At 56.0% G+C, this 25,929-nt stretch carries 23 protein-coding genes; 11 read left to right on the top strand and 12 right to left on the bottom strand.

The genetic code is table 11. The features are described 5' to 3' along the window. Nucleotides 1-14: 14 nt before the first annotated feature. Entirely contained in the window at nt 15-2,900 is a 2,886-nt protein-coding gene (locus tag FHS72_RS04000) for a PAS domain-containing protein (RefSeq protein WP_183525928.1), read from the bottom strand. A 175-nt stretch (nt 2,901-3,075) separates the two neighbouring features. Between FHS72_RS04000 and FHS72_RS03995 the strand changes: the two genes are divergently transcribed. The 6 genes from FHS72_RS03995 to FHS72_RS03970 all read left to right on the top strand — a co-directional run bounded on the left by FHS72_RS03995 (nt 3,076) and on the right by FHS72_RS03970 (nt 9,137). After that, complete coding sequence (locus tag FHS72_RS03995; protein ID WP_183525925.1) at nt 3,076-3,549, top strand: copper chaperone PCu(A)C; 474 nt, start codon at nt 3,076-3,078, stop codon at nt 3,547-3,549. Between the two features lie 314 nt (nt 3,550-3,863). After that, nucleotides 3,864-4,286: a c-type cytochrome gene (locus tag FHS72_RS03990; protein ID WP_183525922.1), complete on the top strand. Its 423-nt coding sequence runs from the start codon at nt 3,864-3,866 to the stop codon at nt 4,284-4,286. Between the two features lie 106 nt (nt 4,287-4,392). Next, nucleotides 4,393-6,195: an adenine deaminase gene (ade, locus tag FHS72_RS03985; protein ID WP_183525919.1), complete on the top strand. Its 1,803-nt coding sequence runs from the start codon at nt 4,393-4,395 to the stop codon at nt 6,193-6,195. A gap of 69 nt (nt 6,196-6,264) precedes the next feature. Next, nucleotides 6,265-7,746, top strand: coding sequence for an AMP nucleosidase (locus FHS72_RS03980; RefSeq protein WP_425511102.1), 1,482 nt, complete (start codon nt 6,265-6,267; stop codon nt 7,744-7,746). Between the two features lie 158 nt (nt 7,747-7,904). Then, nucleotides 7,905-8,195 (top strand): HU family DNA-binding protein, encoded by a 291-nt coding sequence (locus tag FHS72_RS03975; RefSeq protein ID WP_183525916.1) that lies wholly within the window; start codon nt 7,905-7,907, stop codon nt 8,193-8,195. A 69-nt stretch (nt 8,196-8,264) separates the two neighbouring features. Continuing rightward, on the top strand, nt 8,265-9,137 hold the full coding sequence (locus FHS72_RS03970) for a DMT family transporter (protein WP_183525913.1): 873 nt from the start codon (nt 8,265-8,267) through the stop codon (nt 9,135-9,137). Between the two features lie 53 nt (nt 9,138-9,190). Here FHS72_RS03970 and aroC read toward each other — a convergent pair whose 3' ends face one another. From aroC to msrB, 5 genes are all read right to left on the bottom strand, one after another. Then, complete coding sequence (gene aroC, locus FHS72_RS03965; RefSeq protein ID WP_183525910.1) at nt 9,191-10,294, bottom strand: chorismate synthase; 1,104 nt, start codon at nt 10,292-10,294, stop codon at nt 9,191-9,193. Nucleotides 10,295-10,404: 110 nt separating this feature from the next. Then, on the bottom strand, nt 10,405-11,619 hold the full coding sequence (locus FHS72_RS03960) for a cation:proton antiporter (RefSeq protein WP_183525907.1): 1,215 nt from the start codon (nt 11,617-11,619) through the stop codon (nt 10,405-10,407). A 75-nt stretch (nt 11,620-11,694) separates the two neighbouring features. Beyond that, the gene (locus tag FHS72_RS03955; protein WP_183526538.1) at nt 11,695-13,161 is read right to left on the bottom strand and encodes a protein adenylyltransferase SelO family protein; all 1,467 of its coding nucleotides are present in this window, start codon (nt 13,159-13,161) and stop codon (nt 11,695-11,697) included. A gap of 21 nt (nt 13,162-13,182) precedes the next feature. Further along, nucleotides 13,183-13,689, bottom strand: coding sequence for a peptide-methionine (S)-S-oxide reductase MsrA (gene msrA / locus FHS72_RS03950; protein WP_183525903.1), 507 nt, complete (start codon nt 13,687-13,689; stop codon nt 13,183-13,185). Beyond that, nucleotides 13,690-14,133, bottom strand: coding sequence for a peptide-methionine (R)-S-oxide reductase MsrB (gene msrB / locus FHS72_RS03945; RefSeq protein ID WP_183525901.1), 444 nt, complete (start codon nt 14,131-14,133; stop codon nt 13,690-13,692). Nucleotides 14,134-14,344: 211 nt separating this feature from the next. On the opposite strand from msrB, the gene FHS72_RS03940 reads away from it, so the two are divergent. After that, nucleotides 14,345-14,737 carry a RidA family protein gene (locus FHS72_RS03940; RefSeq protein ID WP_183525898.1) on the top strand — a complete coding sequence of 131 codons (393 nt, stop codon included), beginning with the start codon at nt 14,345-14,347 and terminating at the stop codon, nt 14,735-14,737. Between the two features lie 21 nt (nt 14,738-14,758). Further along, a complete protein-coding gene (gene nagB, locus FHS72_RS03935) occupies nt 14,759-15,538 on the top strand; it encodes a glucosamine-6-phosphate deaminase (protein ID WP_183525895.1) in 780 nt (259 codons plus the stop codon). Here nagB and FHS72_RS03930 read toward each other — a convergent pair. The 6 genes from FHS72_RS03930 to FHS72_RS03905 form a co-directional block, all read right to left on the bottom strand. After that, the gene (locus tag FHS72_RS03930; RefSeq protein ID WP_183525892.1) at nt 15,508-16,242 is read right to left on the bottom strand and encodes a copper homeostasis protein CutC; all 735 of its coding nucleotides are present in this window, start codon (nt 16,240-16,242) and stop codon (nt 15,508-15,510) included. The two genes, nagB and FHS72_RS03930, sit on opposite strands and share 31 nt — an antisense overlap. After that, nucleotides 16,239-17,441: an MFS transporter gene (locus FHS72_RS03925; RefSeq protein WP_183525889.1), complete on the bottom strand. Its 1,203-nt coding sequence runs from the start codon at nt 17,439-17,441 to the stop codon at nt 16,239-16,241. Before FHS72_RS03925 ends, FHS72_RS03930 begins: the two co-directional genes overlap by 4 nt. 3 nt (nt 17,442-17,444) lie before the next feature. Continuing rightward, the gene (locus FHS72_RS03920) at nt 17,445-18,878 is read right to left on the bottom strand and encodes a M81 family metallopeptidase (RefSeq protein WP_183525886.1); all 1,434 of its coding nucleotides are present in this window, start codon (nt 18,876-18,878) and stop codon (nt 17,445-17,447) included. A gap of 62 nt (nt 18,879-18,940) precedes the next feature. Continuing rightward, a complete protein-coding gene (locus FHS72_RS03915; RefSeq protein WP_183525884.1) occupies nt 18,941-20,845 on the bottom strand; it encodes a family 20 glycosylhydrolase in 1,905 nt (634 codons plus the stop codon). A 24-nt stretch (nt 20,846-20,869) separates the two neighbouring features. Next, complete coding sequence (locus tag FHS72_RS03910) at nt 20,870-21,640, bottom strand: SDR family oxidoreductase (protein WP_183525881.1); 771 nt, start codon at nt 21,638-21,640, stop codon at nt 20,870-20,872. 66 nt (nt 21,641-21,706) lie between these two features. Next, nucleotides 21,707-22,621, bottom strand: coding sequence for a MurR/RpiR family transcriptional regulator (locus FHS72_RS03905; RefSeq protein WP_183525878.1), 915 nt, complete (start codon nt 22,619-22,621; stop codon nt 21,707-21,709). 202 nt (nt 22,622-22,823) lie between these two features. Here FHS72_RS03905 and FHS72_RS03900 point away from each other — a divergent pair, with 202 nt between their 5' ends. The 3 genes from FHS72_RS03900 to FHS72_RS03890 are packed head-to-tail and all read left to right on the top strand — an operon-like array spanning nt 22,824 to nt 25,928. Then, nucleotides 22,824-23,330: a hypothetical protein gene (locus tag FHS72_RS03900; RefSeq protein ID WP_183525876.1), complete on the top strand. Its 507-nt coding sequence runs from the start codon at nt 22,824-22,826 to the stop codon at nt 23,328-23,330. 2 nt (nt 23,331-23,332) lie between these two features. Further along, on the top strand, nt 23,333-24,838 hold the full coding sequence (locus FHS72_RS03895) for a M81 family metallopeptidase (RefSeq protein ID WP_183525873.1): 1,506 nt from the start codon (nt 23,333-23,335) through the stop codon (nt 24,836-24,838). Nucleotide 24,839: 1 nt separating this feature from the next. Further along, nucleotides 24,840-25,928, top strand: a complete 1,089-nt coding sequence (locus FHS72_RS03890) for a D-TA family PLP-dependent enzyme (RefSeq protein ID WP_183525870.1) — start codon at nt 24,840-24,842, stop codon at nt 25,926-25,928. Nucleotide 25,929 lies beyond the last annotated feature (1 nt).

The raw sequence follows: 25,929 nt of genomic DNA, 5'->3' as shown, positions 1-25,929 counted from the left end.
GGCCGCAAGATGAATTACAGCTCAGGTAGCAACTCTTGCAGGTCTGCCGCGCTCATCGGGCGGGCAAGCCCGTATCCTTGCAGGTAGTCGCACCCTAAGCTTGCAAGGACGTCGACGTGTTCTTGGGTTTCGACGCCTTCTGCGACGACTGCGATGCCGAGGACATGACCAATTTCGATGATTGAGGCGACAAGGCGTCGTTGTCGTTGGCTGCGGACCAGCGGCATCACCAACTGGCGGTCAATCTTGAGCCGATCCGGTTGCAAGTTCAGCAAGCCAACCATGGATGCGTGCCCAGTTCCAAAATCATCAACCTCAATCGAAATGCCAAGATTTCGAATACATGCGAGATTCGTTGATAAGTTGGCGTCCGCATCGTCCAAGAAAACTGACTCGAGTAGTTCGAAGGCGAAACGCTGTTCTTCGTCCGCGAGATGAGAAATGCGCATCGCCAACATGGGATCTAGCAGCCGTTTCGCGGATACGTTGACCGAGATTTGGGGCACATGTTTTCCAGAGGCGCGCCATTTCTTGGAGTCTTCGAGAGCGCGTTCAAAGACAACTTGGTCGATTTTCGCCACGATATCCAAATCTTCGGCGACATCTAAAAAGGCGTCAGGCGCAAGGCGACCACGTGTTGGGTGATCCCACCGCACAAGGGCTTCTGCCCCGACAATTTCCAAGGTGCTACAGGCGTATTGTGGTTGGTAGACGCATTGAAACTGGCCTTGTTCGAGCCCGATGATCATGTCGTCCGCGCATTGGCGTCGCGCACGCGCTGCTGATTTGAGGCCCGGCGAATAGAAATGCATCTGACCGCGCCCTTCGGCCTTTGCCTGATAGAGCGCGAGGTCCGCGTTTGAGAACAGCGCCGAGTCGTCGAGTTCGGCGGTCTCGTCGACTGCGATGCCGATGCTGAACCCGAGCCGACATTCGTGACCTTCGTAGATGAAAGGGTGTTTTGCCGCTTGGATTAGATCGCGGGCCCAATAACCCAACACTGCGTCACGGGGCGCGTGGTCTAGAAAGACGGCAAATTCGTCGCCACCCACACGCGCGACGATGCTGTTTGGTGTCGCGGCGCTGCTGAGAATGTCTGCCACATGTTTGAGAACGGCGTCACCAGCGGCATGGCCCAACGTGTCGTTAATCTGTTTAAAACGGTCAAGGTCGATGTGCAGCACGGCACTGCGCATGTTGTTGGCGATCCGGCGTTGTCTGGCGTCGTTTAAATACGCTTCGAGTTTGCGGCGGTTCGGGAGACCCGTTAGCGCGTCATGGTTGGATTGGTATTCCATGTCCGCGCGCGCCGCTTCGAGGGCGGTGTTTTGTTCGACGGTTTTGGCATTCGCTGCCCGCAAAGCGCTGGCCTGTTCGTGTTCGCGCGTCAGGTCGCAGATGATGCCGATCAGTTTGGGCGTGCCGTGTGCGTCGATGAAATGATGCCCTGTGGACCGCAAATACCGTGTCTCACCATCTTCGCGGATGATCCTGTAGGATAAATCATAGTCGGTGCGGTCTTGCAAAAACGCTAAACTGGCGGTGATGGCCTCGTCTTTGTCGTCGGGGTGCAGGTGCTCTTCCCAAACTGTGGGGGACCGTTTTTTTTCGGGGTCGGTAATCCCGTAGATTTCGTACATCTGCTCGTCCCAAACGACGCTTTGGGCTTCCATGTCGAATTCCCAAACACCGATTCCCGAGGATTTGACGGCAAGCTCTAGCCGCTTGGCCACATCATCGTATTCGTTGCCCAACTGTTTGACCCGCGTGATGTCGGTGTCAGTCCCAATGAGGCGGGTGGGTTGCCCATCTTTGCCACGCGAAATGACCTGACCGCGCGACAGCACCCAAATCCAGCGACCGTCTGTGTGCCTTACGCGGAATTCATCAAAAAATTCGTCAATATCGCCACGGTCAACGGCGTTCACACGCATAACCACGGCCCCACGGTCTAGCGGGTGAATGTTATCAAGGAATTCTTCGGTGTTCATGTAATCGCGGTGACTGCCGCCCAGCCCGCGAATAAATCGCCAACCTTCTGAATAATAACGTTTGTTTGTTGCGAAATCGACGTCCCAAAGGCCGTGCAATTCGCTATCCATCGCAAATTGCCACCGCATTTCAAGCGTCTTGAGTTGGTCGAGAGAGGACTGCGTTTCGTGCAATTTTGTGACATTGCTGTCGGTGCCGATTAACCGCATCGGCTTGCCGTTTGCGTTGCGTTCGGTGACGCGGCCTTGAGAACGCACGTTGATCCAGTGACCATTTGCGTGCCGTTCCCGAAATTGTACATCACAGATCCCATTCCGCAGCAGCGCGCGCGTTGCTTGAATGACATTTGGTAGGTCGTCAGGATGAATACTGGCCAACTGTCTGGTGCGCGACGTGTCATCCCTATTGGTTTTAGAGAGCCCTCGCAATTCGAACCACGCGTCAGAACGAAATGACTGCGCGAGTGTGCGATCATAGGACCAGAACCCGTCGGGCAGGTTATCGATCACCTCGGACCAGAAACAGCTTTGCGGTTGGTATCCATCGGGTTGCATATCGCAACTGCGGCTAGGCACGACGAGGCCAAGGATACCTGTGTTCCATTTGTCCACACCGCCAACAGCCGTGAACCAGATCGACCGGCCCTTGTGGGTGGTCCGAAAGACGCACCCATCGCCGGCGGTCAGCCCGTGGGGTGTTAACCGTTTCATAAACGCATGTTGCTGTGACGAATGGATCAGGCTGCAAATATTGGGTCCAAAGATCGGCGTTGGATCATGGCTGATCCAATCGACCCACGCCGTATTGTGGTGAATAATCACCCCATCTGGTTTCAGATAGACAGCCGGAATCGTCAGCGGGTCAATTAAACTGGCCGCAAGCAAATCCGCCGAAGATTCGCGCCCCATTTTCAATTTGATAGCCTCGCTTCCAATTCAACCCGACCAGTTATCGCGAACAGAGGTTACAATAGCGTAAAGAGATTCACGGCAGGTCTGCGTAGGTGAGACAATATGCACCTTGATCGGCGCGTTTTTCCCCAATATCCGATGTGAAATACTCTTTGTTTAAGGACGCTTACGTATGCGCAAGTTTATGACTTTACTGGCCTTTGTCGCAGCGCCATCGCTTGCGATGTCACATGAGTTCACGGTCGGGGACCTGTTCATTGACCACCCTGTCGCGAACACAACGGCAGCGACTGCGATGTCGGGTGCTGGCTATCTGTCGATCACGAATAATGGCGATACGTCGGATACGCTAATCGGTATCGAAGCTGATTTTCCGCGGGTGATGTTGCACGACACTATCGTTGAGAATGACATCGCAAAGATGAGCCACATCGAAGCGGCTGAAATTGCGCCCGGTGAAACGCTGACGTTCGCGCCAGGTGGTAAGCACGTCATGTTTATGGGTCTGGACGGCGATCCGTTTGAAGCTGGTGAAAAGATCGATGCCACGCTGATTTTCGAAAAAGCGGGCCGCATTGACGTGACTTTCGACGTCGAAGACCTGAGCCACGGTGACGCAGGTCATAGCGATCACAGCGGCCACTAAACGGGTTGAGATATCTCTGCTTTCCCGTGATTCTATCGCGGGTGAGCGAGCGAAAGATCAGGGTGAAATTTTGGTTTGCGAACGAATCCAATGCGTTACGTCTATGACCTTGTAATGCGCGCTGGCATTGATCATTTATAAATTCCTGAGGTCAGCGAAAAGCCCGCGCAAATCGTCTCATGCGTCGGCCCCCGCTAGGTCACAGAGAGTTTTACAACGAGGGCTGGACCCGCTGCGCGTAGGCGCTAACGTTATTGAATGCTGGATCGCGACACGCATCCGGCACCTGAATACAGATCGAGAGGAATACGATCATGAAGACATTGAATATGGTAGCCGCACTGACGATGTTCGCCGCCCCTGCATTGGCAGAAGGCGATGCGGCTGCTGGTGCAGAGCAGTTCGACCGCCAATGTGTTTCTTGTCACGTCATCGCGGATGCGGGCGGTAACGTCATTGCAGGTCGCGCTGCACGCACAGGTCCAAACTTGTTTGGTCTCGTTGGTAATGCACCGGGCACTGTAGACGGTTTCCGCTACGGCAATTCCATCGTGGAATACGGTGAAACTGGTGCGACTTGGGACGAAGAATCTGTTGTTGGCTACATCATGGAGCCTACGGGTTTCTTGCGCGAGGCGCTGGGCGATAACCGTGCTCGTGGGAAAATGTCCTACAAAGTACGTGACGCGCAGCAGGCGGCCGACATCTATGCTTATCTGGCGACATTCAGCGAATAATTCGACTGACACCTGACTTTGACAGGCCGTGACGGAGTTCATTTCGTCGCGGCCTGTTTGCGTTTGTCCCTCTTGCGCAAATCGCAATTCAGTGAAACCATTGGGGATGGAACATCACATTAAAACTTGGGCTGAAATGGCCCCCCGCTTGGTTGCTGTTGCCGCAGGGCGCGAACATGCTGATCTTGTGATCCAAGGCGGTCGCCTTGTGAATGTACAGACACGCGAAATTTTGGACGGCTGGCAGGTTGCGATTGTCGAAGGTCGCTTTGCGTATGTTGGCACGGATGCGTCGCATTGCATCGGACCTGAAACAGAGGTGGTTGACGCCGCTGGTCGCTATTTGATCCCCGGTTTGTGCGACGGTCATATGCATATCGAATCCGGTATGTTGACGCCTGCGGAATTTGCCGCCGCCGTGATCCCGCACGGCACGACCACGATGTTCACTGATCCGCATGAGATCGCGAATGTGCTGGGTCTGGACGGTGTGCGGATGATGCACGACGAGGCCTTGATGCAGCCCGTGAATATCTACACGCAGATGCCGTCTTGCGCGCCCTCTGCCCCCGGTCTGGAAACGACCGGTTACGAGATTTCCGCCGAAGATGTCGCCGAAGCAATGGCGTGGCCCGGTATTATCGGTCTGGGCGAGATGATGAACTTTCCGGGTGTGATCAACGGCGATCCACAAATGTTGGCCGAAATGGCTGCGACCATGAACGCTGGCAAAACCGTCGGCGGTCACTATGCGTCGCCTGACAAGGGCATTCCGTTTAGTGCTTATGTGGCTGGCGGCCCTGCCGACGATCACGAAGGCACCGCCGAAGAAGACGCGATTGCCCGTGTCCGGTTGGGGATGAAGTCGATGATGCGGCTTGGGTCTGCGTGGTATGACGTCGAAACCCAAATTACGGCGGTGACGGAAAAGGGGTTGGACCCGCGTAACTTCATCCTCTGTACCGATGATTGTATGGCGGGAACGCTGGTGAACGACGGTCACATGAACCGCGTTGTGCGTCATGCGATTGACTGCGGTTGTGATCCGCTGATCGCGCTGCAAATGGCGACGATCAATACGGCGACGCACTTTGGTTTGGAACGAGAGCTTGGGTCGATTGCGCCGGGTCGCCGTGCGGATGTGATTCTGACGTCTGATCTGAAAACGCTGCCGATTGAGGTGGTCTATGCACGCGGTGTGAAAGTCGCAGAAGCGGGTAAAATCGCCGTGGATTGTCCGCATTACGATTGGCCGGAAAATGCCCGCAAAACAGTCAATATGGGTAAATTTCTAAGCGATACCGACTTTGCCATCGCCGCGCCGAACAATGCACCGCGCCAAACTGTGAAGGTGATCGGCGTTGTCGAAAACCAAGCCCCGACCAAAGCGTTGCGGGCGAACTTGCCTGTGATCGATGGGGTTGTTGAAGGCGAAGACGGCACTTGTCAGATTTCGCTGGTTGAACGGCACAGGGCGACGGGAAATGTCGTGAACGCTTTTGTCTCCGGCTTTAATTATACCGGAAAAATGGCAATGGCCTCTACTGTGGCCCATGACAGTCACCATATGATTGTGGTCGGCACTGATCGGGATTGTATGGCGCAAGCCGCTAATCGCTTAGGTGAAATCGGCGGTGGCATTACCGTTTGGAAAGACGGTGAAGAGCTGGCGCAAGTGGCATTGCCGATTGCCGGATTGATGTCCGACAGCCCCGCCGCAGAGGTTGCCGCGAATGCCGACAAAATGGTTGCGGCGATGGCTGCATGTGGTTGCACGCTGAACAATGCCTATATGCAGCATTCGTTGCTCGCGCTTGTTGTCATTCCAGAGTTACGGATCTCTGATCTAGGTCTCGTGGATGTGACGACGTTCGAGATGACGTCGCTGTTTGAGAATGAAGAAGAATAATTGTTGCTGATGGCGCCGCATGACACCTTGCGACGCTGCTGCGAAACTTAAGAATATGTGATTTAGAATATGATGAATGAAAATACACGCACCTTGCTGTCACCCGATGTGCCAGCGCCCGAAGTCTTTACCGATCCCGTCGCTGCCGTGGCCCGACTGAACGATCTTTACCGGACGGCTAGCGCATTCCTGTGCAAGAACTTTGCCGACGCAGTGTCAGGCAAAACACCGGAACATAAATACCGCGCCTTTTACCCCGAAATCCGCCTGACAACGACTAGCTATACCAAAGCCGATAGCCGCCTGTCCTTTGGCCATGTCGCAGAGCCGGGTGAATATAGCACGACCGTCACGCGGCCTGACTTGTTCAAAGGGTATCTTGAGCAGCAGATCGGCCTTTTGATCGAAAACCACGGCGTGCCTGTGATTGTTGGTGTGTCTGATACGGTGATGCCGGTCCATTTTGCGGTGGCGAATGATGCCAACATGACGGTACCACAAGAAGGCTCGATGGATTTCGCGCTGCGTGACGTGTTTGACGTGCCAAACCTAAGTACGACGCATGATAACATCGTAAATGGGGCAGGATTTCTTTACCCTGACGGTTCCGCGCCATTAGCACCGTTCACGGCACAGCGCGTGGATTATTCGCTGGCGCGGTTGCAGCACTACACAGCGACGGCGGCAGAGCATTTCCAGAACCATGTTTTGTTTACAAACTACCAGTTCTACGTCGAAGAATTCGAAGCCTACGCCCGTTTGATGCTCGCTGACCCCGAGAGTGGCTACACCAGCTTTGTCAGTACCGGCAATGTCGAGATCACCGACGCCGACGCGCCATTGAATGCACCGACAAAACTGCCGCAGATGCCGACCTACCACCTGAAACGCAAAAGCGGCGGAGGCATTACGCTGGTGAATATCGGTGTTGGTCCATCAAACGCCAAAACCGCGACGGATCACATTGCTGTACTGCGGCCACATGCGTGGTTGATGGTGGGGCACTGCGCTGGGCTGCGCAATTCGCAAAGCTTGGGTGATTTTGTGCTGGCACATGCGTACCTGCGCGAAGACCACGTGCTGGACGACGATCTGCCGATTTGGGTGCCGATCCCAGCGCTAGCGGAAATCCAGATTGCCTTGGAAACGGCAGTGGCAGATGTAACCGAACTGAGTGGCTACGAGCTGAAAAAGATCATGCGGACCGGTACTGTCGCGACCATTGATAACCGGAACTGGGAATTGCGCGAGCAAGCGGGGCCTGTGCAACGTCTGTCACAATCCCGCGCCATCGCGCTGGATATGGAAAGTGCGACAATCGCCGCCAACGGTTTCCGGTTCAGGGTTCCCTACGGGACGCTCTTGTGTGTGTCGGATAAACCGCTACATGGTGAATTGAAACTGCCCGGCATGGCCACTGATTTCTATAAAACACAGGTGGCTCGTCACCTGATGATCGGAATCAGAGCGATGGAACGTCTGCGGAATATGCCGCTAGAACGCATCCACAGCCGGAAATTACGCAGCTTTGAGGAGACCGCGTTCCTCTAAAGGCGCATTCGCCGTGAAAATAAGCAAAAATCAGTGATAACCTACTTATTTTCCTTGCGCAGCACATACAAACTGTAGTGGATAGCCACCAGATACCGTTCGTTCAGACGGTAGGGGACCTACGGGTTGTTTAGAGTATAAATCGAGGGAGACTGAACATGGCAACGAAGCCTATGACAAAAGCGCAGCTTGTCGCTGCAATCGCCGAAGAAACCGGCTTGGACAAAAAAGGCGCGACAGGCGCACTTGATGGTATCGTTTCCATCATCACCAAAGAAGTATCCGGCGGCGGCGCTGTGACACTTCCTGGCGTTGGCAAAATCTATTGCCGTGAGCGTCCAGAGCGTATGGTTCGCAACCCAGCCACCGGTGAGCAGATCAAAAAAGACGCGGACAAAGTTGTCAAAATGACAATCGCAAAAGCATTGAAAGACAGCGTCAACGACTAAGCGTTGCGCATCTTACGAGATTAGGAAAGGGTCGCCAGATTGGCGGCCCTTTTTCGTTGGACAGATGACATGGACATACGCGCGATCTTAATGGGGTTGGCCTTTGCGGCGATGTGGTCATCAGCGTTCACATCGGCACGGGTCATCGTTGAATTCGCGCCACCCCTGACTGCGCTGGCCCTGCGTTTCTTGGTCTCTGGCATTATCGGCGTGCTGATCGCATTGGCGCTTGGTCAAAATGCCCGACTGACGCGACAACAATGGATTGGCGTTGTTGTCTTTGGCGTTTGCCAGAACGCGCTATACCTCGGTTTGAACTTTGTCGCGATGCAAACAATCGAAGCGTCGCTGGCTGCAATCGTTGCCTCGACGATGCCATTGCTTGTGGCGCTTGTCGGTTGGTTGTTGCTTGGGCAACGCATGCGACCCCTTGGCGTCGCTGGCCTGGTTGCTGGCGTGATCGGCGTGGCGTTGATTATGGGCGCACGGATCTCAGGTGGCGTCGATATCTACGGGCTTGTGCTTTGCATGATCGGGGTTGTGTCTCTGACTGTGGCCACACTGGCGGTGCTTGGTGCTGCATCCGGCGGCAACGTCTTGATGATTGTCGGACTTCAGATGCTGGTCGGTAGCGCCGTGCTATGGGTGCCTGCCCTTGCGTGGGAAAGCTTCGACATCACGTGGAATTGGCAACTCATCGTCGCCTTCATCTACACAACCATCGTCCCCGGCCTGATGGCAACGTGGGTGTGGTTCATGCTCGTTGGCCGCATTGGCGCAGTCAAGGCGTCAACATTCCACTTCCTCAACCCGTTTCTTGGCGTAGCGACGGCCGCAGCGCTTTTGGGGGAAAAAATCGGCTTGTTAGATGTCGCAGGGGTGGTGATCATCGCTGGCGGCATTTTGGCTGTTCAACTCAGCAAACAACCAGTGCGGCCGTAACTCTTCATTTTGCCGAAACAACTCCGGGGGTGCGGGGGCTGGCCCCCGCGCTGCTACCCGATCTGACCGCGCACACCACCAGTTTGACCGCGATCTAGCAGCAAGTGATCCAAGATCACGCAGGCCATCATCGCTTCGCCAACAGGGACAGCACGGATGCCAACACAAGGATCGTGACGCCCCTTTGTGATCACTTCGGTTGGCGTGCCGTCCATACGGATCGATTTGCGCGGGCTGAGGATCGACGACGTCGGTTTCACCGCAAAGCGCACAACGATGTCTTGGCCTGTGCTGATCCCGCCAAGGATGCCGCCTGCGTGGTTCGATGAATATTCTGGCCCGTTTGGACCCATGGAAATTTCGTCTGCGTTGTCGCGACCCGTTAGTGCCGCCGCCGCCATGCCTTCGCCGATTTCTACGCCTTTGACAGCGTTAATCGACATCATCGCAGAGGACAAATCGGTGTCGAGCTTGCCATAGATTGGCGCCCCGATGCCAGCAGGCACACCGCGTGCGACGACTTCGATAATCGCGCCGACAGAGTTGTGGTCATCTTTGCGCAGCCACGCGAGATAATCGTTCCATTCTGCGGCAGCATCCGCGTCAGGGCAGAAGAAATCGTTCTTGTCGATCTGACCCCAATCCAGTTTCGATCGATCAATCTGCTTGGTGCCCATCTGGGTCATGTAGCCGCGAATTTCGATGTTCGGTGCGATCGCTTTGATTGCCTCGCGCGCCACGCCACCAGCCGCAACGCGCGACGCGGTTTCACGCGCAGATGACCGACCGCCACCGCGATAATCCCGCACGCCGTATTTCTGGTGATAGGTGATATCCGCATGACCGGGCCGGAAGGTGTTGGCGATGTCGCCGTAGTCTTTGGACCGCTGGTCGGTGTTTTCAATCATCAGTTGGATCGGCGTTCCTGTGGTCACGCCTTCAAATACGCCTGACAGGATTTTGACTGCGTCGGCTTCTTGGCGCTGTGTCGTGTTTTTGTTCAAGCCGGGGCGACGTTTGTCGAGCCATTGCTGGATCATCGGGGCCTCTAACGCGACACCGGGGGGGCAGCCGTCGACTGTTGCACCCAAGGCAGGTCCATGGCTTTCACCCCAAGTGGTGAACCGGAAAAGATGGCCAAAGCTATTGATCGACATGGAAGTCCCCTTCGTTTGTGCCCGAATAAGACAATCGGTCCATTCTTGGAAGGGCTAGCGCGGTTTGAGCCACGCGTTTTGCCAAGTTGTGACCGAATTTGCGGTCGTTTTTATTTTGCCACGCGCCCGATCCAGCGGGAAAGTGGTGCTGCCGAGATGCCGTGCAGGATGATTGATAGAAAGACAGTCATGGCGACGCAGGCCAGAAGCTCTTGTTCGCCGGGGAATTCGAATTCGTCGATCATGATTAACGTGAACAGGATCGACGCCAATCCGCGCGGTCCGAACCAGCCGAGGAATAGCTTTTCACGCAAAGCCAATCCGGTGCCGAGTAGCGACAACCAGATCGGTAGCATGCGGACAACAGTGAGGAATGACAGTGCCAGGATCGTGGTCGGCCATGTGATGTGTTCCAACCCGACGGGTAGCAATAGGGCCCCGAAGGCAAGGAACGCGAACATGGTTAATAACTGCCCGACGCCTTCCATAAATTCGCTGATAAAGTGGATTTTATGGGTGTATGTATTACCAAACACCATGCCCGCGACAAAAGCCGCGATGAACCCGTTGCCGCCCACAAGTTCGGACCCGATATAGGCCGAAAAAGCGACCGCCAAGAACGCCACGCCACCAGCGGCTTCGGCCATTAGATCGCAGGTTTGCGCGTAGTCCATGGTCTTGGCGAAAATCCAGCCAAAGGCGATCCCGACAAGCGGGCCAAGAACAACTTGGATGACAGCGCTTTGCGCAAGTCCGTCTGTGTTTGCGCCTGCGATATCGGCGGATGCGAGGATCGCGCCGAACAATACAAACGGTAGCACCAAGCCGTCGTTCAAGCCGCTTTCGACGTTGATTGTTTCGCGCAGGTGTTCGGGGACGTTGCTGCTTGTGACCACGGTCTGCCCCAGCGCCGCGTCGGTTGGCGTCAGGACCGCGGCGGTCAGGAGGGCCATCGCGATCCCGCTTTGCGGGTTCAAAAGATAGGCCACGATCATGCCAAGCCCGATGGTTAACGGCATCCCGATCAGTAACATGCGCAGCGGCACGCTAAAGTTCATCTTGAGCGTTTTGAACCGCACGTGGCTTGCGTCGGAAAACAGCACGAGGATCAGCGTGATCTCGGCAAGCAGGCGTTTACCTTCGTCAAGCACGGCGGGCTCTGCGATTGTTTCAATCGCGTCCGCGCTGAAATATCCGACGATCATGAAAATGATGGGTAAGGTTAAGACCGATTTCAGAATGACGTTTGTGAACAGCGAATAGAAGAACACGCAACCCAGAATGCCCAGAAGCAGTAGTTCTAAATATGCGCTGGGCTGGTCCATCAACGGCCTTTCTGAGCCAATTTTTATAGACCAGCTAGAGCGGGGTTCAGCGGGCTATGTCAATGACATTGGGTTTTAAGTGCCGCAGAATGTTTGGTAAATAGGTGCGTCTTTGGGGGCTGGGCCTTCGTAGTCATCGAGCCCTGCGCGTTTGGTGAATGGCGTCTGTAGCACGCCGAGCAGTTTGCTGAACGGGGCGAGATCACCAGCTTCAGCGGCTTGCAGTGCTTCTTCGACGCGGTGATTGCGCGGGATGTAGATTGGGTTGATTTTGTTCATCGCGGCGGCGCGTTCGGTTGGGTTTTGTAGCTCGCTTTGTAGGCGGTGCTGCCATGTGGCGAGCCAAGGCGCGATTTTCGCCGGATCAGTGAGTAGGGTCAGCAGTTTAGTATCATCGCCCGTTGCCGCATCGGCTAGCGCACGGAAGAATTGAGTGTAATCCACGCGCTGTTCCGTCATGATTTCCAGCAGATCGCTGAGCAACTCAGTGTCGCCTTCTTGGTTTGTCGAGAGGCCGATTTTCGCACGCATACCTGTGGTCCAAGCGTCGTTGTAGCGGTCGTTAAATCCGTTCAAGGCGTCGGTCGCCAAGCTGATGGCGTTATCGTCGTCCTTTGCGTCGATCAGTTGCAACAGTGTCTCGGCAAGCCGTGTGAGGTTCCAGAGCGCAATGTTGGGCTGGTTCCCAAATGCGTAGCGGCCGTTGCGGTCGATAGAGCTGAAAACCGTTGCAGGATCGTAGCTGTCCAAGAACGCGCAGGGGCCGTAGTCGATGGTTTCGCCCGATATTGTCATGTTGTCGGTATTCATCACGCCATGAATGAATCCGACGTGCATCCATTTTGCGATCAGGTCGGCTTGGCGGTTCACGACAGCGCCGAGAAAGCGCAGGTATCTGTCATCTGCGGATACCAAGTCGGGGTAGTGACGTGCGATGGCGTAATCGGCTAATTGACGGACTTTGTCCCAATCTTGGCGGGCGGCGAAGAACTGGAATGTGCCAACCCGCAGGTGGCTGGAAGCGATCCGTGCCAATACCGCGCCGGGTTTCAGGCCGTCGCGCATGACCTCTTCGCCAGTTGTCAGGGCGGCTAGCGCGCGTGTCGTCGGTACACGCAATGCGTGCATTGCTTCGCCCATCAAGTATTCACGTAAGACGGGGCCTAGCACCGCTTTTCCGTCGCCACCACGTGAAAATGGCGTGCGACCTGACCCTTTGAGTTGAAGGTCAAAACGGTTGCCGTCCTTGTCTAACAGCTCGCCCAAGAGCAGCGCCCGCCCATCGCCGAGTTGTTGTGAAAAGCCGCCAAATTGATGACCTGCGTAGGCTTGGGCCAGTGGATCGGCGCCTTCTGGCGCGACGCTGCCAGAGAAAATCGCGGCACCTTCTGGGGTATTCAATGCCTCGGGGTCAAGTCCAAGATCGCGGGTAAGAGATTGATTGAATTGTATGATCTTTGGGTCGGGGGCAACCGCGCCTTGCCAAGGGGTATAGAACCCCTCAAGCGTTTTGGCGTAGGTGTTGTCGAAGTCGAACTTGATCATGGTTGCCCCTGACTTGTTTTATTCTGCGGCTTCGCGGCGCGGCAAAACCCAATCTGGGCGTACAAAGTGACAGGTATATCCGTTCGGACGGGTCACAAGGTAGTCCTGATGTTCTGGCTCTGCTTCCCAGAAATCACCAACGGGTTCGACCTCTGTCACAACCTTGCCCGGCCACAACCTAGAGGCGTCTACGTCGGCGATTGTATTCAACGCCTCGTCGCGCTGGGCATCGTCCGTGTAGTAAATCGCGGACCGGTATGACGGGCCTCGGTCATTGCCTTGGCGCATCGGGGTTGATGGATCGTGGATTTGGAAAAAGAATTCCAACAAGGCGCGATAGCTGGTTTGGGCAGGATCAAATATGATTTCGATACCTTCCGCATGGTCGCCGTGGTCGCGATAGGTCGCGTTTTGAATGTCGCCGCCAGTATAACCGACACGCGTATCAACCACGCCGGGCAGTTTGCGGATCAAGTCCTGCATACCCCAAAAACAACCACCGGCGAGAACTGCACGTTCCGTCATTTAGATATCCTCCACTTGATCAATGTAGTCGCCATAGCCTGCGTCGGTCATTTCGTCACGGTGGATAAACCGCAAGCTGGCAGAGTTAATGCAGTAACGCAGGCCGCCGCGATCACGTGGACCGTCGTTAAAAACATGACCCAAATGGCTGTCGCCGTGCTTGGATCTGACTTCGGTGCGGATCATGCCGAAGCCTTCGTCGCTATGTTCGGTCACAAATTCGGTCACGATGGGTTTGGTAAAACTTGGCCAGCCGCAACCGGATTCGAATTTATCGGACGACGCGAACAGTGGCTCGCCCGATACGATATCAACGTAAATTCCCGGCTCTTTGTTGCCCGTCAGTTCACCAGTTCCGGCGCGTTCTGTGCCGTTTTGCTGTGTAACACGGAACTGTTCAGGCGTCAGTTTGTCGATCGCGTCTTGGTTTTTTACATATTTCATGTCGCAGTTCCTTTGATCAGGTCTTCGCGAGTACAGATAATGACGATGCTGCGCAATTTCCAACATAGAGTCACTCAAGTGTGATTGCAGCGACCAATTTAGATCGCGCAAAGTGGGGTAAAAACACCTCGGAAATGCCCTTGTTTGCTTGCTGATTGACTACTTTTCAGGGTACTCTGACAAGGAAATCCCTCTTTATTTGGAGTACCTTATGTCCGAGCAACGCCTTATCCGTTACGACACCGCTGATACACAAGCTGGCGGTCAAAAACGCCCCTTTGCAAAAGCCGTTCGTGCCGGTGATTATGTTCACATTTCCGGCCAAGTGCCGACTGTAAATGGTGAAGTCGTCGTTGGCGGCATCGCCGAGCAAACCGAACAAGTGATCGCGAACATCAAAGAAGTGCTGGCACTCGCAAGTTGCGGCATGGAAGACATCGTGAAGCTGAATTGTTGGCTGGATGATGCCCGCGACTTTTCTTCGTTCAACGCGGTTTTTGCGAAACATTTTGGTGCAAACCCACCTGCGCGTTCGACCGTTGAGTCCCGCTTGATGGTTGATGCGAAAGTGGAAATCGACGTGCTGGCGTGGAAGCCATTGTAACCCAAAAGGCGGGATGATCCGATGAAGGTTTTGATTTATCAAACGCAGGCAGCGGCGGCAGATTGTGTCGCTGGATTGCTCGCGGATCGTTTAGCCCATCAACCGGATGCGGTTCTGGGACTTGCGACCGGCGGCACGATGGAATCCGTTTATGATCGTCTGATCACCCGCTATAATGCCGGTGAAATGTCGATGGGCAAGGCGCAGTCGTTCAATCTGGATGAATATGTCGGGTTGAAACCGGATCATGCCTGTTCGTATTGGCATTATATGCGCGAAAAGCTGTTCAATCATGTGGATATGCGTCCCGATTTTGCATTTCTGCCGCACGGTGACGTCGCCGATGCAACGCAAGAGGCGGACCGTTACGAAGCCGCAATCGCGGCGGCGGGCGATATTGATTTGCAATTGTTGGGCTTGGGTGCAAATGGGCACATCGGATTTAATGAACCAACATCTAGTCTAACATCGCACACGCGGATCAAGACATTGACCCGCTCAACGCGCGAAGCGAATGCGCGGTATTTTGATGCTTTTGACGATGTGCCACGGCTTGCGATCACGATGGGAATTGGCACGATCATGCGGTCCGATGAAATCGTGTTGCTGGCCTATGGGGAAGGCAAAGCAGAGGTCGCAGCCAAAATGATCGAAGGTCCGATTTCCGCCGCGTGTCCCGCGTCGATCCTACAGATGCACCGAAAAGTCACGGTTGTTTTGGACGAAGCGGCGGCAAGCAGTCTGGCGTTACGCGCCTATTACGAAGAAGTTCACCCCGAAGTGCGCGACGCCGTGATTTGATCCAGCGCGACGCGTAGGGCGGCGACGCTGGCAGCGTCAGTCGCCCGCGCCCCTGCAGGAAGAAAACCGAATTCTGAAATCATCGGGTTTTCGGGGGCGGGTCGTGCGACAGAGCAAGACGCGTGGACTTCGGTTAGTGGAAAGCGGGCCGCCAATTCGGCGACGTTTTGCGCGTTGACCCCGCCGCCCGGCATGACGGTAACGTGGTGCGTCGCCATTTTCGCCAATCGATCTATTCCCGCAAGCGCAGTTTTTGCCCCGCCTGATGACAACACCCGTTTGATTCCAAGGTCACGACAAATTCGCAGTGCCCCATCAACATCGGGCGTCAGGTCGATTGCGCGGTGCAATGTGATGTCCAAACCATTGGCCGCTTTGACCATTTGCTCCAGTGCGTCGCGATCCAATTCGCCGTTTGGCAGTGACGCGCCGATGACGACACCAGCAAGTCCCGCGTAACGCATCGCCCGAATATCGCTGACCAATGCGATGCGTTCTTCACGGGTCCAAACGAAGTCGCCTGCGCGGGGGCGGATCATCGCCATTGTGGGTAGTGGGCAGGTGGACGCGAACTTCATCAAGCCCGCAGATGGCGTCAATCCACCGACACCAAGGGCAGAGCAAAGTTCGATCCGGTCGGCCCCACCTTTGGTCGCGGCAATGATCCCGGACGTGTCGTCAACGCAGACTTCGAGGGTAATCATACGCGGTCCCTTTCGAGGTAAGACAGAATCCCTGCACCGACGATGCCACCAATTCCTCCTAAAATCGATGCTGTTCCGTATCCGCCTAAAGTTGTGCCGAGCGCAAAGAACATCGCGCCGAGTGCTGCGCCCAAGAACATATTGACCGCGATCAGTGATGCGGACAGTCCTGGGCGGCCTTTGATGAGGTCCAGAAGGTAACTAATCGGCAGTGAAATCACGCCTGCCGCGGCGAAACCTGCGATGATGCTGACCGCGTAAACTTGCCACGGTGCCGTGGTCCACGAAAGCAGCACCAAGTACACGCAATACATTGCTGCCGTGATCATCAGTGCCGTCGTCATTTTGATTTTGCGAACGACCCACGCCCAGAAAAAGATAAATACAACTTCAAGCAGTGCCACCAATCCGACGATTAGTCCGATATCAGCTGACACGCCGTTGGCCCGACCTGTGACAATCAACGGCAAGACAGCACCGTTGACGGATAGGACTTGGGTGATCAATGCGATGCCCATAATCCTCATGATGGTGCCAGGTGCTAAAATCTTGGCGAGTTCCAGCATTGCGGGTGGACGGGTCACAACCACGCCCGCTTGCAGGGGTGGTTTGTCGGGTTGGATGCCAAACAGGATCATCAAAAAACAGCCCCCCGCAGCGATTGCCGCAAAGAGATAGGACAGGATCATGCTCTCTTGGGTTGCCAAAATCAGGCCGACAATACCAGGGACGATTACCCACGCCAGCGAAACCATCATGCGCATCAGTGAATTGGCGATGTTGGCTTCTTCTGGATCAAAGGTTTCAGTGTGTGCCCGCACATTGCCAAAGAGCATCGAGTTGGTGGCGTGAAACAAGGCCAACGGCGCAACCGTAGCCACGATAAACGTCAGCGGTGTCGGGTTTAGCCAAACGGCCCCATACCCGACGACGCCAAAAACCGACACGACGAGCAGTGGGGTGCGGTAGCTTTGGAAGCGGTCCGACAAAAAACCGCTCAGGATCGCGAGCATCACATTGGCAAGCGACGATACCAAAGCCACGGCCGCGTAGGTGTTGTCCGACAGGCCCAATTCGCGGATACCGATGACGGCCTGATAGGGTGCCGATGCCCCGCCTGCGAAACCGTAGAGAAAAATCGCGGCAGCCGAGGCGCGCACGACTTTATGGTCGCGTAATATGGAAAACCATGGGTTCATTGACTAGCTTTCGAACCGGATTGAGGGGCAGGGCGTTGGCGTGAAATCTGTGATGGTGTCAAAAGGAACGGTGCCTTTTGGGCGGTGCTTGTTGGCAAGGCGCGGAATGTCTTGGTTCACGACGCCTTGGGTCAGCGCCATCAGGTTCGGGTTCGCGATGGGTGCGAGTTCGGGCGAAAGATAGCCTGACTTGACGACCAAAAGTGCGACGGATTTCGGGTCCAGCCCGAGCAGCGTAAAGTCCGCGATGTCGTGGTACGGTCTGCGCCTTGCCGCAAGCACCACGGTTACGCCGCCGATTTTCACAACGGCTTGGCGCTCTGCTGGGGTGTTGCCCGCGTGAAGCGTGATGATTTGCGCGTCGGCTGTGACACTGCCGCCAGCAGGGTCGAGGGACGCGCCGATTTTTAGCGAGACGGTTGCGCCAACCTTCGCCGCAAAGCATGCATCAACCGCAGGTCTATCAGTGATGCCTGCGATCAGCGCGTCCTGCCAGTCACGCGCAATCAACGCGGCCAGCACATCGCCGCGATCCCCGACGCCGCCGCCTGTTGGATTATCACCACTATCGGCCAAAATCAGGGGGCGTGTCGTGGTGGTCGCTGCGATATCTAACATCTCGTCCAGCGGACCAGTGGTGGGACCAAAGCGGAATTGGTCGCGCACGTTCCAGAACGCGGTTGCAGTTGCGCGGCCAGCTATCTCGGCAGCGGCGAGGCTGGTGCCTGTGACAACGGCGCAGGCTGTCGCGCGTGGTTCATCCGCCCAGACGTAACCGATCATCAGATCGGTGCGCCAGACATCGGCGTTTTCATGGTTTGGTAGGGCGTCGTATAGCGACTTTCCAGGCTCGTCTTCGGTCGACGACCGTTCACCCGCTAAAAGAAGCGGCACCGGCACGCGCACCACGCCGGGGCGTTCGCCCGTTTTCATCGCGCGGATCAGCATGTCGTAAGATGCAGCCATTGTTTCCGTCACGTCGATATGTGGTGCGGTGCGGTAAGCTGCGAAAATATCGACCTGATCGACGATCTTTTGCGAGACATTGCCGTGCAAATCGTAGCTGACCGCAATCAACATGTCGGGGCCAACGGCTGCGCGCACGGCGGAAATCCAATCGCCTTCGGCATCGAACATCCCGTCCACGTGCATCGCGCCATGCATCGCGAGATAGACCGCATCAAATGGTTTCGCAGCCTCAAGCCGGTCCAGAAACTCGGCCTTAAAGGTTTGGTAAGTTTCAGCAGACAGCGGACCACCCGGAACGGCACGGGCGTGCAATAATGGGGCTACTGTCGCGTCGAAATCGTGCAGGAACCCAAAATAAGGATCGGCGGTCAATTCATCGTCGCGCATGACGCGGAAGTCGTCGATGTTCATCAAAACGGGGGAATAGGTCGAGCATTCGGTATGGATGCCGCCAACAGCGATGCGCATGGATTTTGGTCCTTTGGGGAGGTGTCAGAGTAGGGTGGGGCCGCGAACGGCCCCTCGTTTGATCAAAGTTCGGGATGCAGACGCACCTGACGGGCAAAGCGTTGCCAGTCTTTGTTTTCGGTCTGGGTCCATGCGGCTTCTGCCACGGCGCTGAGACGCGGGAAGACCAGATCGTTGAACCATTGCCGTGTGGTGAAGTGTTCGCACCAAATACAGGCCTGCACACCGCGCATTTGACCGCGCAATTCGGGCGGAAAGTCGCCTTCGGCCTCGTAGGTGTAGGATTGTTCTGGCGTCACCGGACCCGCCCAGCCTGCGCCATTTTCCAGCCAATCGTCGCTTTGCACCATGTCGAGGTAGTAGGCTTGACCCGGTGTCATCACGACGTCGTAGCCTTGTGACGCCAATTCGATCCCGACCTGCGGGTTTTCCCATGCCATCAGCAACGTGCCTTCGGGTGGGACACCGCCGCCATGTGCGATCTCGTTCCAGCCGACCATGATTTTACCGCGTGCGGTCAGGGTTTCTTTGATTTTACGCAAGAACCAGCTTTGTAGCTCGAACGTGCCTTTCAGCCCTTCTTTTTCCATCAAAGCGAGCGCCAAAGGTGACGTCATCCACGCGTTACTGGCCACTTCGTCGCCGCCGATGTGGATGTATTTCGATGGGAAAATTGTGGCGAGTTCGTCGAACACGGTTTCCAGCACGGTAAAGGTTTCGGGCACCGCTGGGTTCAGTGCGTTGTTGAAATAGCCCTGCACCGGATAGTAGCTGTTTGCGGGTTCATCAGGGTCCACAAGCTGCGGAAGTGCGGCTAGAACGCAGGCCGAATGACCGGGCATTTCGATTTCGGGCATGACTTCGATGCCAAGGTCGCCTGCGTGGGCAACAACGGCCCGCATCTGGTCTTGGGTGTAGAACCCGTGTTTTGTCTCTGATCCGTCGCCCAGTTGCGGCAACATTGCAGGCACATCCGCACCGCGTGTCGCCCCGGCTTGGGTAAGTTCTGGATAGGCGAGGATTTCAGCACGCCACCCTTCGTCATCGGTCAGGTGCCAGTGGAATTTGTTCAGTTTCTGCCACGCGAGCATATCGACCACGCGCAGAACCTCGTCGTGGGACCAGAAATGGCGCGACACATCGAGGTGGCAGCCGCGCCAATCATAGCGCGGGGCGTCGTCGATTGTGCCAGTGGCGGGGAATTTGTAATCCGGATCGGCGTAGGCGCCATGCAGGATTTGCGCCAAAGCGATCAGGCCGTAGCGGCGGCCTTCGGTAGCGCTGGACGTGACCGTGATCTGGTCTTCGAATGTGATGCGGTAGCCTTCGGTTGGCAGGCTCCCATCCTCTGCAAAGTTGACAGCGCGACCACCAAGGGCCGGTGTCAGCTGGAACACGGTCTGTGCAGTCGGGAAAAGCCGCGTGTGCAATGCGTCAATCGCCAACATTAACCGCTTGTCAGCAACGCTGACGTCGTCGGCTGCATACAGAATGACGGGTGCTGCACCTGCGGTCGCGTCGATCTGGTTTGGCCAAGGCAGTAATGCAAAAGGAAGCGTCAGCTTGCCTTCTGGCAGGCGTTCGCGGGGCCGCACAGGTGCTTCGCCCGCGTGCATCAGGTCGCCGACTTGGACTATGGTGTGCGTGCCATCGGCTAGCGTGATCCACGCGGTTTTGGCTGCGTCATTGCGGTGGAATGGCGACCGGTTGATGCCTGTCACCTCGAACGACCAGCTTTCACCAGGTGCGATTGGCGTGGCGTCGGCAGGTTCAAATTCGTGGAAGTTCGCGTAGCGGCGCAGAAAGGTCGCCCCGGTTAGGTCATAGGTCGGCATGATCCGCGTGATCGACGTCAGGGACAGTTTGAAGTCGGCCAGCGGTGCGTCGGACAGGTTGGTCAGCGTAAAGCTCCAAGTGCCTTCTGGCGCAGGCGTCGGTAGCCACGTGTTTTCGAGAAAGTAGGTCATCGGGAGGTCCTGTTGGGTGCGATCTTAGTAATCGTCGGATTGGCTAAAGGTACGGGCAAGGGCGGGGATGCCAGCGGTCAAACCGCAATCGACGGGCAAGCACACGCCTGTAATCGCAGCGGCCAAGGGCGAGGCGAGAAAACCCACGGCTTCAGCCACGTCATCGGGATTGACGATCCGGCCTAGGGCGTAATGCTCTGCCGCTTCTTCGAACACGTTGGGGTTGGCGACTGCGCGGTCTTCCCATGCTTGGGTGCGGACGGTGCCGGGGGCGACTGTGTTGGCGCGGATGCCGTATTTGCCATATTCTACCGCAATCAGTTTGGTCAGGTGGGTCATGCCGGCCTTGGCTGCGGAATAGGCAGGGTGCCCGAAAACACCCATACCGTTGACCGAGGCGATATTCACGATAGCGCCTTTGGACGCGATCAGTTGATCGGCAAGCGCCTGAAACACAAAATACGCGCCATCGAGGTTCAGCGACCGATCTAGCTGCCAGTTCTCAACCGAGGTGCTGTGCAAGCTGACGGCGCGGGACGCACCCGCGTTGTTCACAAGCGTCACGACGTCGCCCATCGCCGCTGTTGCCGTGGCCATGGCGGCACAACTGTCGGCGTCGGTGACGTCCAGTTTCATCGGCACAAACCCGTCGCCTAGTTTTTCAGCGGCACGTGTCGCGGCCTCTAGATCAAGGTCGGCAAGGACAATGATATCGTGGTCGTTTGACAGGCGGGCAGCAATTGCGCGGCCGATGTCGCCGGCGCTTCCGGTGATGATGGCAATGCGTGACGTCATTGTAGTCCTCGTTGGCGGCAAGTTGAACCTGACCGGCGCGGCCGCTGACGCACCGGATAGATATGTTTAATCGCCCAAGATTTGGCTATCGTCGCCGCCGTCTCGTTGCTTGACCAATTCTTCTTTGATGCCGCGCAAGATCCGCGTTGATTTGTTGCGGTCTTGATAGGCCACAAGGTTCGCGATGATGTCGACGACAGCCAGTGTGGCGTAACGTGTTGATGTTGCACGAAAAATGTTGCGGCCTTCGGGGAGTTCTATCGCAATGACGACATCCGCATTCGCAGCCAGCGGCGTGCCTGCCTGGGTCAACGCGATTGTGGGAACGCCACGTTCGCGCAGCAGCGCAAAGCAGTTCGTCAGTTCTATGTTACGGCCTGATATCGATGATCCGAACACGACTGTGCCGGGCTGGACTGCGGCGGACAGCATCAAGTTCATGCCGTGGTCGTTCGATGCAGAAATCCGCGATCCAAGCCGGAACAGGCGGTTCTGCAATTCGTTGACGATCATGGTAGAGTTGCCGCCGGACCCGAACGCATAGATCATTTCGGCCTTGGCCAGCAACGCCACTGCCGCATTCACAGCGTCGAGATCAAGCGAGCGGTGCATTTCGAAAAGCGCGTTTTGCGCTTTGGTGACGATATCTTCGGCGACTTGCTCCGGCGTTGTTGTCACGGATTCAGGTTTGAGATACCGCAAGCCGACATAAGCGCTTTTGGCCAGCTGCACTTTGAAGTCGGAGAATGACGCACAACCCAATCTGCGACAGAATCGCGTCACGGTGGGCGGTGAAACACCTGCGCGGGTGGCAATGTCGGTGATTGAGGCGCTTGTCGCGTAGTTCACGTCGGCCAGGACCGATTCCGCTAGTTTCTTTTCCATCGCGGACAAACGGCCGTCTTCATCGGCCAGTGCGACGATAAGATTTCCGGCAGAAGTGGTGCCCGCAGCAAATGAGCTATCTGAAGGATCAGTCATGTTACTCCTTGCCGCCGTGCGGTCCATTCACGATGGTCGTTATTCAGAGGGTTGCCGCAATCCGTGCGATTTTCATGCAAATCCCTGATTTTCGACGTTTCCGAAATTCATTTTCGTATTTCATCGCTATTGAGGCATAATCAACTGGATTTTTCCAGAGAAATTGTTGCATTGTAGAAATGAATTTCATGGGACCAGTAAAATGACGACTCAACGTGACCCTTTCCGCAACCCATTTCCCCAAACCGACGCCGATCGTAGCGCAATCTGGGAGATGCTGGTGCAGCGCGACATCGACGCATTTGTAACGGCCGATTGGTCCGCAGTGGCTGGCGACTTTATTGCCGAGAACTTTACCGGCGTGAGCGGTCATTTTCAGGATGACCCAAACAAGTACGATTTGGCCTACCCGACCTTGGAAGCGTATCGCGATGATTGGGTCAAACAGGCGCAGGACTTTGCAGTTGGGCGCGATGCTGGGGTGTACGAAGGCGATCCGCGCGATGGCATCTTTCACGCGACTCGACTGGAAGAGATTGAAATCACTGGCGACACGGCTTTGGTGCGCAAGAAGTTCGATGGGCATCTGGCGCGCACCGATGGTCCTGCTGAACGGATGAATTGGCAGACATTGTATTGGTGCCGAAGCCAAGAGGGCCGTTGGAAAATCGCAGGATTTGTTGGATACCTGCCGCATATCAAGGAATAATAATGACCGCGACAGATACAAAACGCATTTTTGTTGCGGCGATGGCGACGGAAACGAACACGTTTTCGCCTATCGTGATTGACCGTCTCGCGTTTGAAGCCTCTTTCTACGCCGCGCCGGGTGCGCATCCTGCAACGGCGACGTTGTGCACTGCGCCTATTCCTGTGGGCCGCAAAGTTTGCGCGGATAAAGGCTGGACCTTGATCGAGGGCAGCGCGTCTTGGGCCGACCCTGCGGGATTGGTGTCAGGGGCCGCGCATGTCGGGTTGCGCGATGAAATCCTGACGCAACTCAAGGCCGCGATGCCTGTGGATGCGGTGGTGTTGGGCTTGCATGGCGCAATGGTCGCGCAAGGCTGCATTGATCCCGAAGGCGACTTGCTCGCGCGGGTCCGCGATATTGTCGGGCCTGATGTTTTAGTCTGCGCCGAATTGGACCCGCACAGCCATCTGACCGCGAAACGTGTTGCTGCGGCTGATTTTTTTGTTGCGTTTAAAGAATTCCCTCATACCGATTTCGTTGATCGCGCCGTTGATCTGTGGGCGTTGGTTGTGGATACGCTTGAAGGGCGGATTAAGCCGGTCATGTCAACGTATGACTGTCGGATGATCGACGTGTTCCCAACCTCTCGTGAGCCAATGCGCAGCTTTGTAGATCGCATGTTCGCGTTGGAAAAAACGGACGCACAAGTGCTGTCAGTGTCTGCCATTCACGGGTTTATGGCAGGTGATGTGCCTGAGATGGGCACAAAGATGATTGTGATTACCGATGATGCGGCGGCCCATGGCGAGGCGATAGCCGAACGCTTGGGTCAGGAGTTATTCGCAAACCGTGGCAAGCACATGATGCCGTCGATGGATGAACACGCCGCAGTGCGTGCCGCGATGGATGCCACGGATGGGCCTGTTGTGTTGAGCGATATGTGGGACAATCCGGGTGGCGGTACTGCGGGCGACGCGACTGTCGTGTTGAAGGAATTGATCGCGCAAAAGGCGACTGGCGTTGCTGTTGGCACGATCTGGGACCCGATTGCGGTGCAATTGTGTATGGCTGCTGGCGAAGGCGCTGTGATGCCTTTGCGCTTTGGTGCGAAATCCGCGCCTCTGACGGGCGATCCGGTGGATGCGATGATCAAGGTCGTGACTCTTTCCGAGACCGCAGAGATGGTGTTCGGCGAAAGTGTCGTGCCATTCGGCCCTGCCGCACGGATTGCGTTACTCGATACTGATGGCAATGAGATTGGTATCGACGTGATCCTGAACACTGTCCGCGCCCAAAGCTATGATCCGTCGCTGTTCACCGCGATGGGCATTGATCCGTTGGCGCAGAAGATTTTGGTGATTAAATCTACCAATCATTTCTACGCTGCCTTTGCGCCAATTGCCTCTGAAATTCTGTATTGTTCGGCGGGAAAACCTTATCCGAATGATCCAGCGACCAACCCCTACCGTTTCGTGCGTCCCGACATTTGGCCGCGCGTCGAAAACCCGTTTATGCAGGATGACTGATATGGATTTTCCATGGCCCACCGTAGGCACGCCGCTGGCTGACGTGCTGACCCCGATGCCAGTCATCGACGAAAATCGTCTAGCGGCAAACATTGCTCGTGCGCAGGATTACCTGACGGCGCATGGCTTGCCGTTTCGGCCGCATATCAAAACCCACAAAATTCCTGCCGTGGCGCAACAGCAGATTGATGCGGGTGCGATTGGGATCAATTGCCAAAAAGTAACCGAAGCCGAGGTGTTCGCGGACGCAGGCTTTGACGATATCTTGATCACTTACAACGTGCTGGGTGCTGCCCGTGTGGCGCGGTTGAAGGCACTGAATGAGCGTGTCGCGACATTGCGTGTGGTTGCGGATAACCCAACGACAATTTCAGGATTGGCGCAGGCGTTCAGCGACGGCAAGCCGCTGGAGGTGCTGGTCGAATGTGACACAGGCGCTGGGCGCTGCGGCGTACAGACGCCCGAGGCTGCGGTTGCTTTGGCGCAGCTGATCAATGACGCGGACGGTCTGCGCTTTGCTGGCGTTTTGACTTATCCGGCTGTTGGTGGTGCTGCGGATGTCGAGGCGTTTTTGCAAACTACGATGGGTCTGCTTGCTGATTTAGGGATCGATTGTCCGGTGCGTTCAAACGGCGGTAGCCCCGACCTGTTCGCGGCGCATATGGTGCCAAGTGCTACGGAACACCGTGCTGGAACCTATGTCTATAACGACCGTTCGATGGTGCGGGCGGGCGAATGCACGGCGGATGATCTCGCGATGCATGTGCTTGCAACGGTGGTGTCGCGGCCAACGCCGACACGTGCGGTTCTCGATGCAGGGTCAAAGGCGCTGACGTCAGACCTGCTCGGGTTTGCGGATCACGGCGAAATCGTTGGGCTGCCGGGTGCGCGAATTGTATCGCTGTCAGAAGAGCACGCTGTCGTTGATCTGACCGCGTGCACCGCACCACTGCCAGAGGTCGGCACCCAAGTCCGCGTGATCCCGAACCATACCTGCGTGGTGACAAACTTGTTCGACCGCATGGTGTTTCATCGTGATGGCATTGTCACGCGGGTCATTCCGGTCGCCGCACGCGGTACGGTTTGGTAAG

The sequence above is a fragment of the Yoonia ponticola genome (assembly GCF_014199395.1).
In the GTDB taxonomy this organism is placed as follows: domain Bacteria; phylum Pseudomonadota; class Alphaproteobacteria; order Rhodobacterales; family Rhodobacteraceae; genus Yoonia; species Yoonia ponticola.
This window is presented reverse-complemented; position numbering and strand designations above follow the sequence as displayed.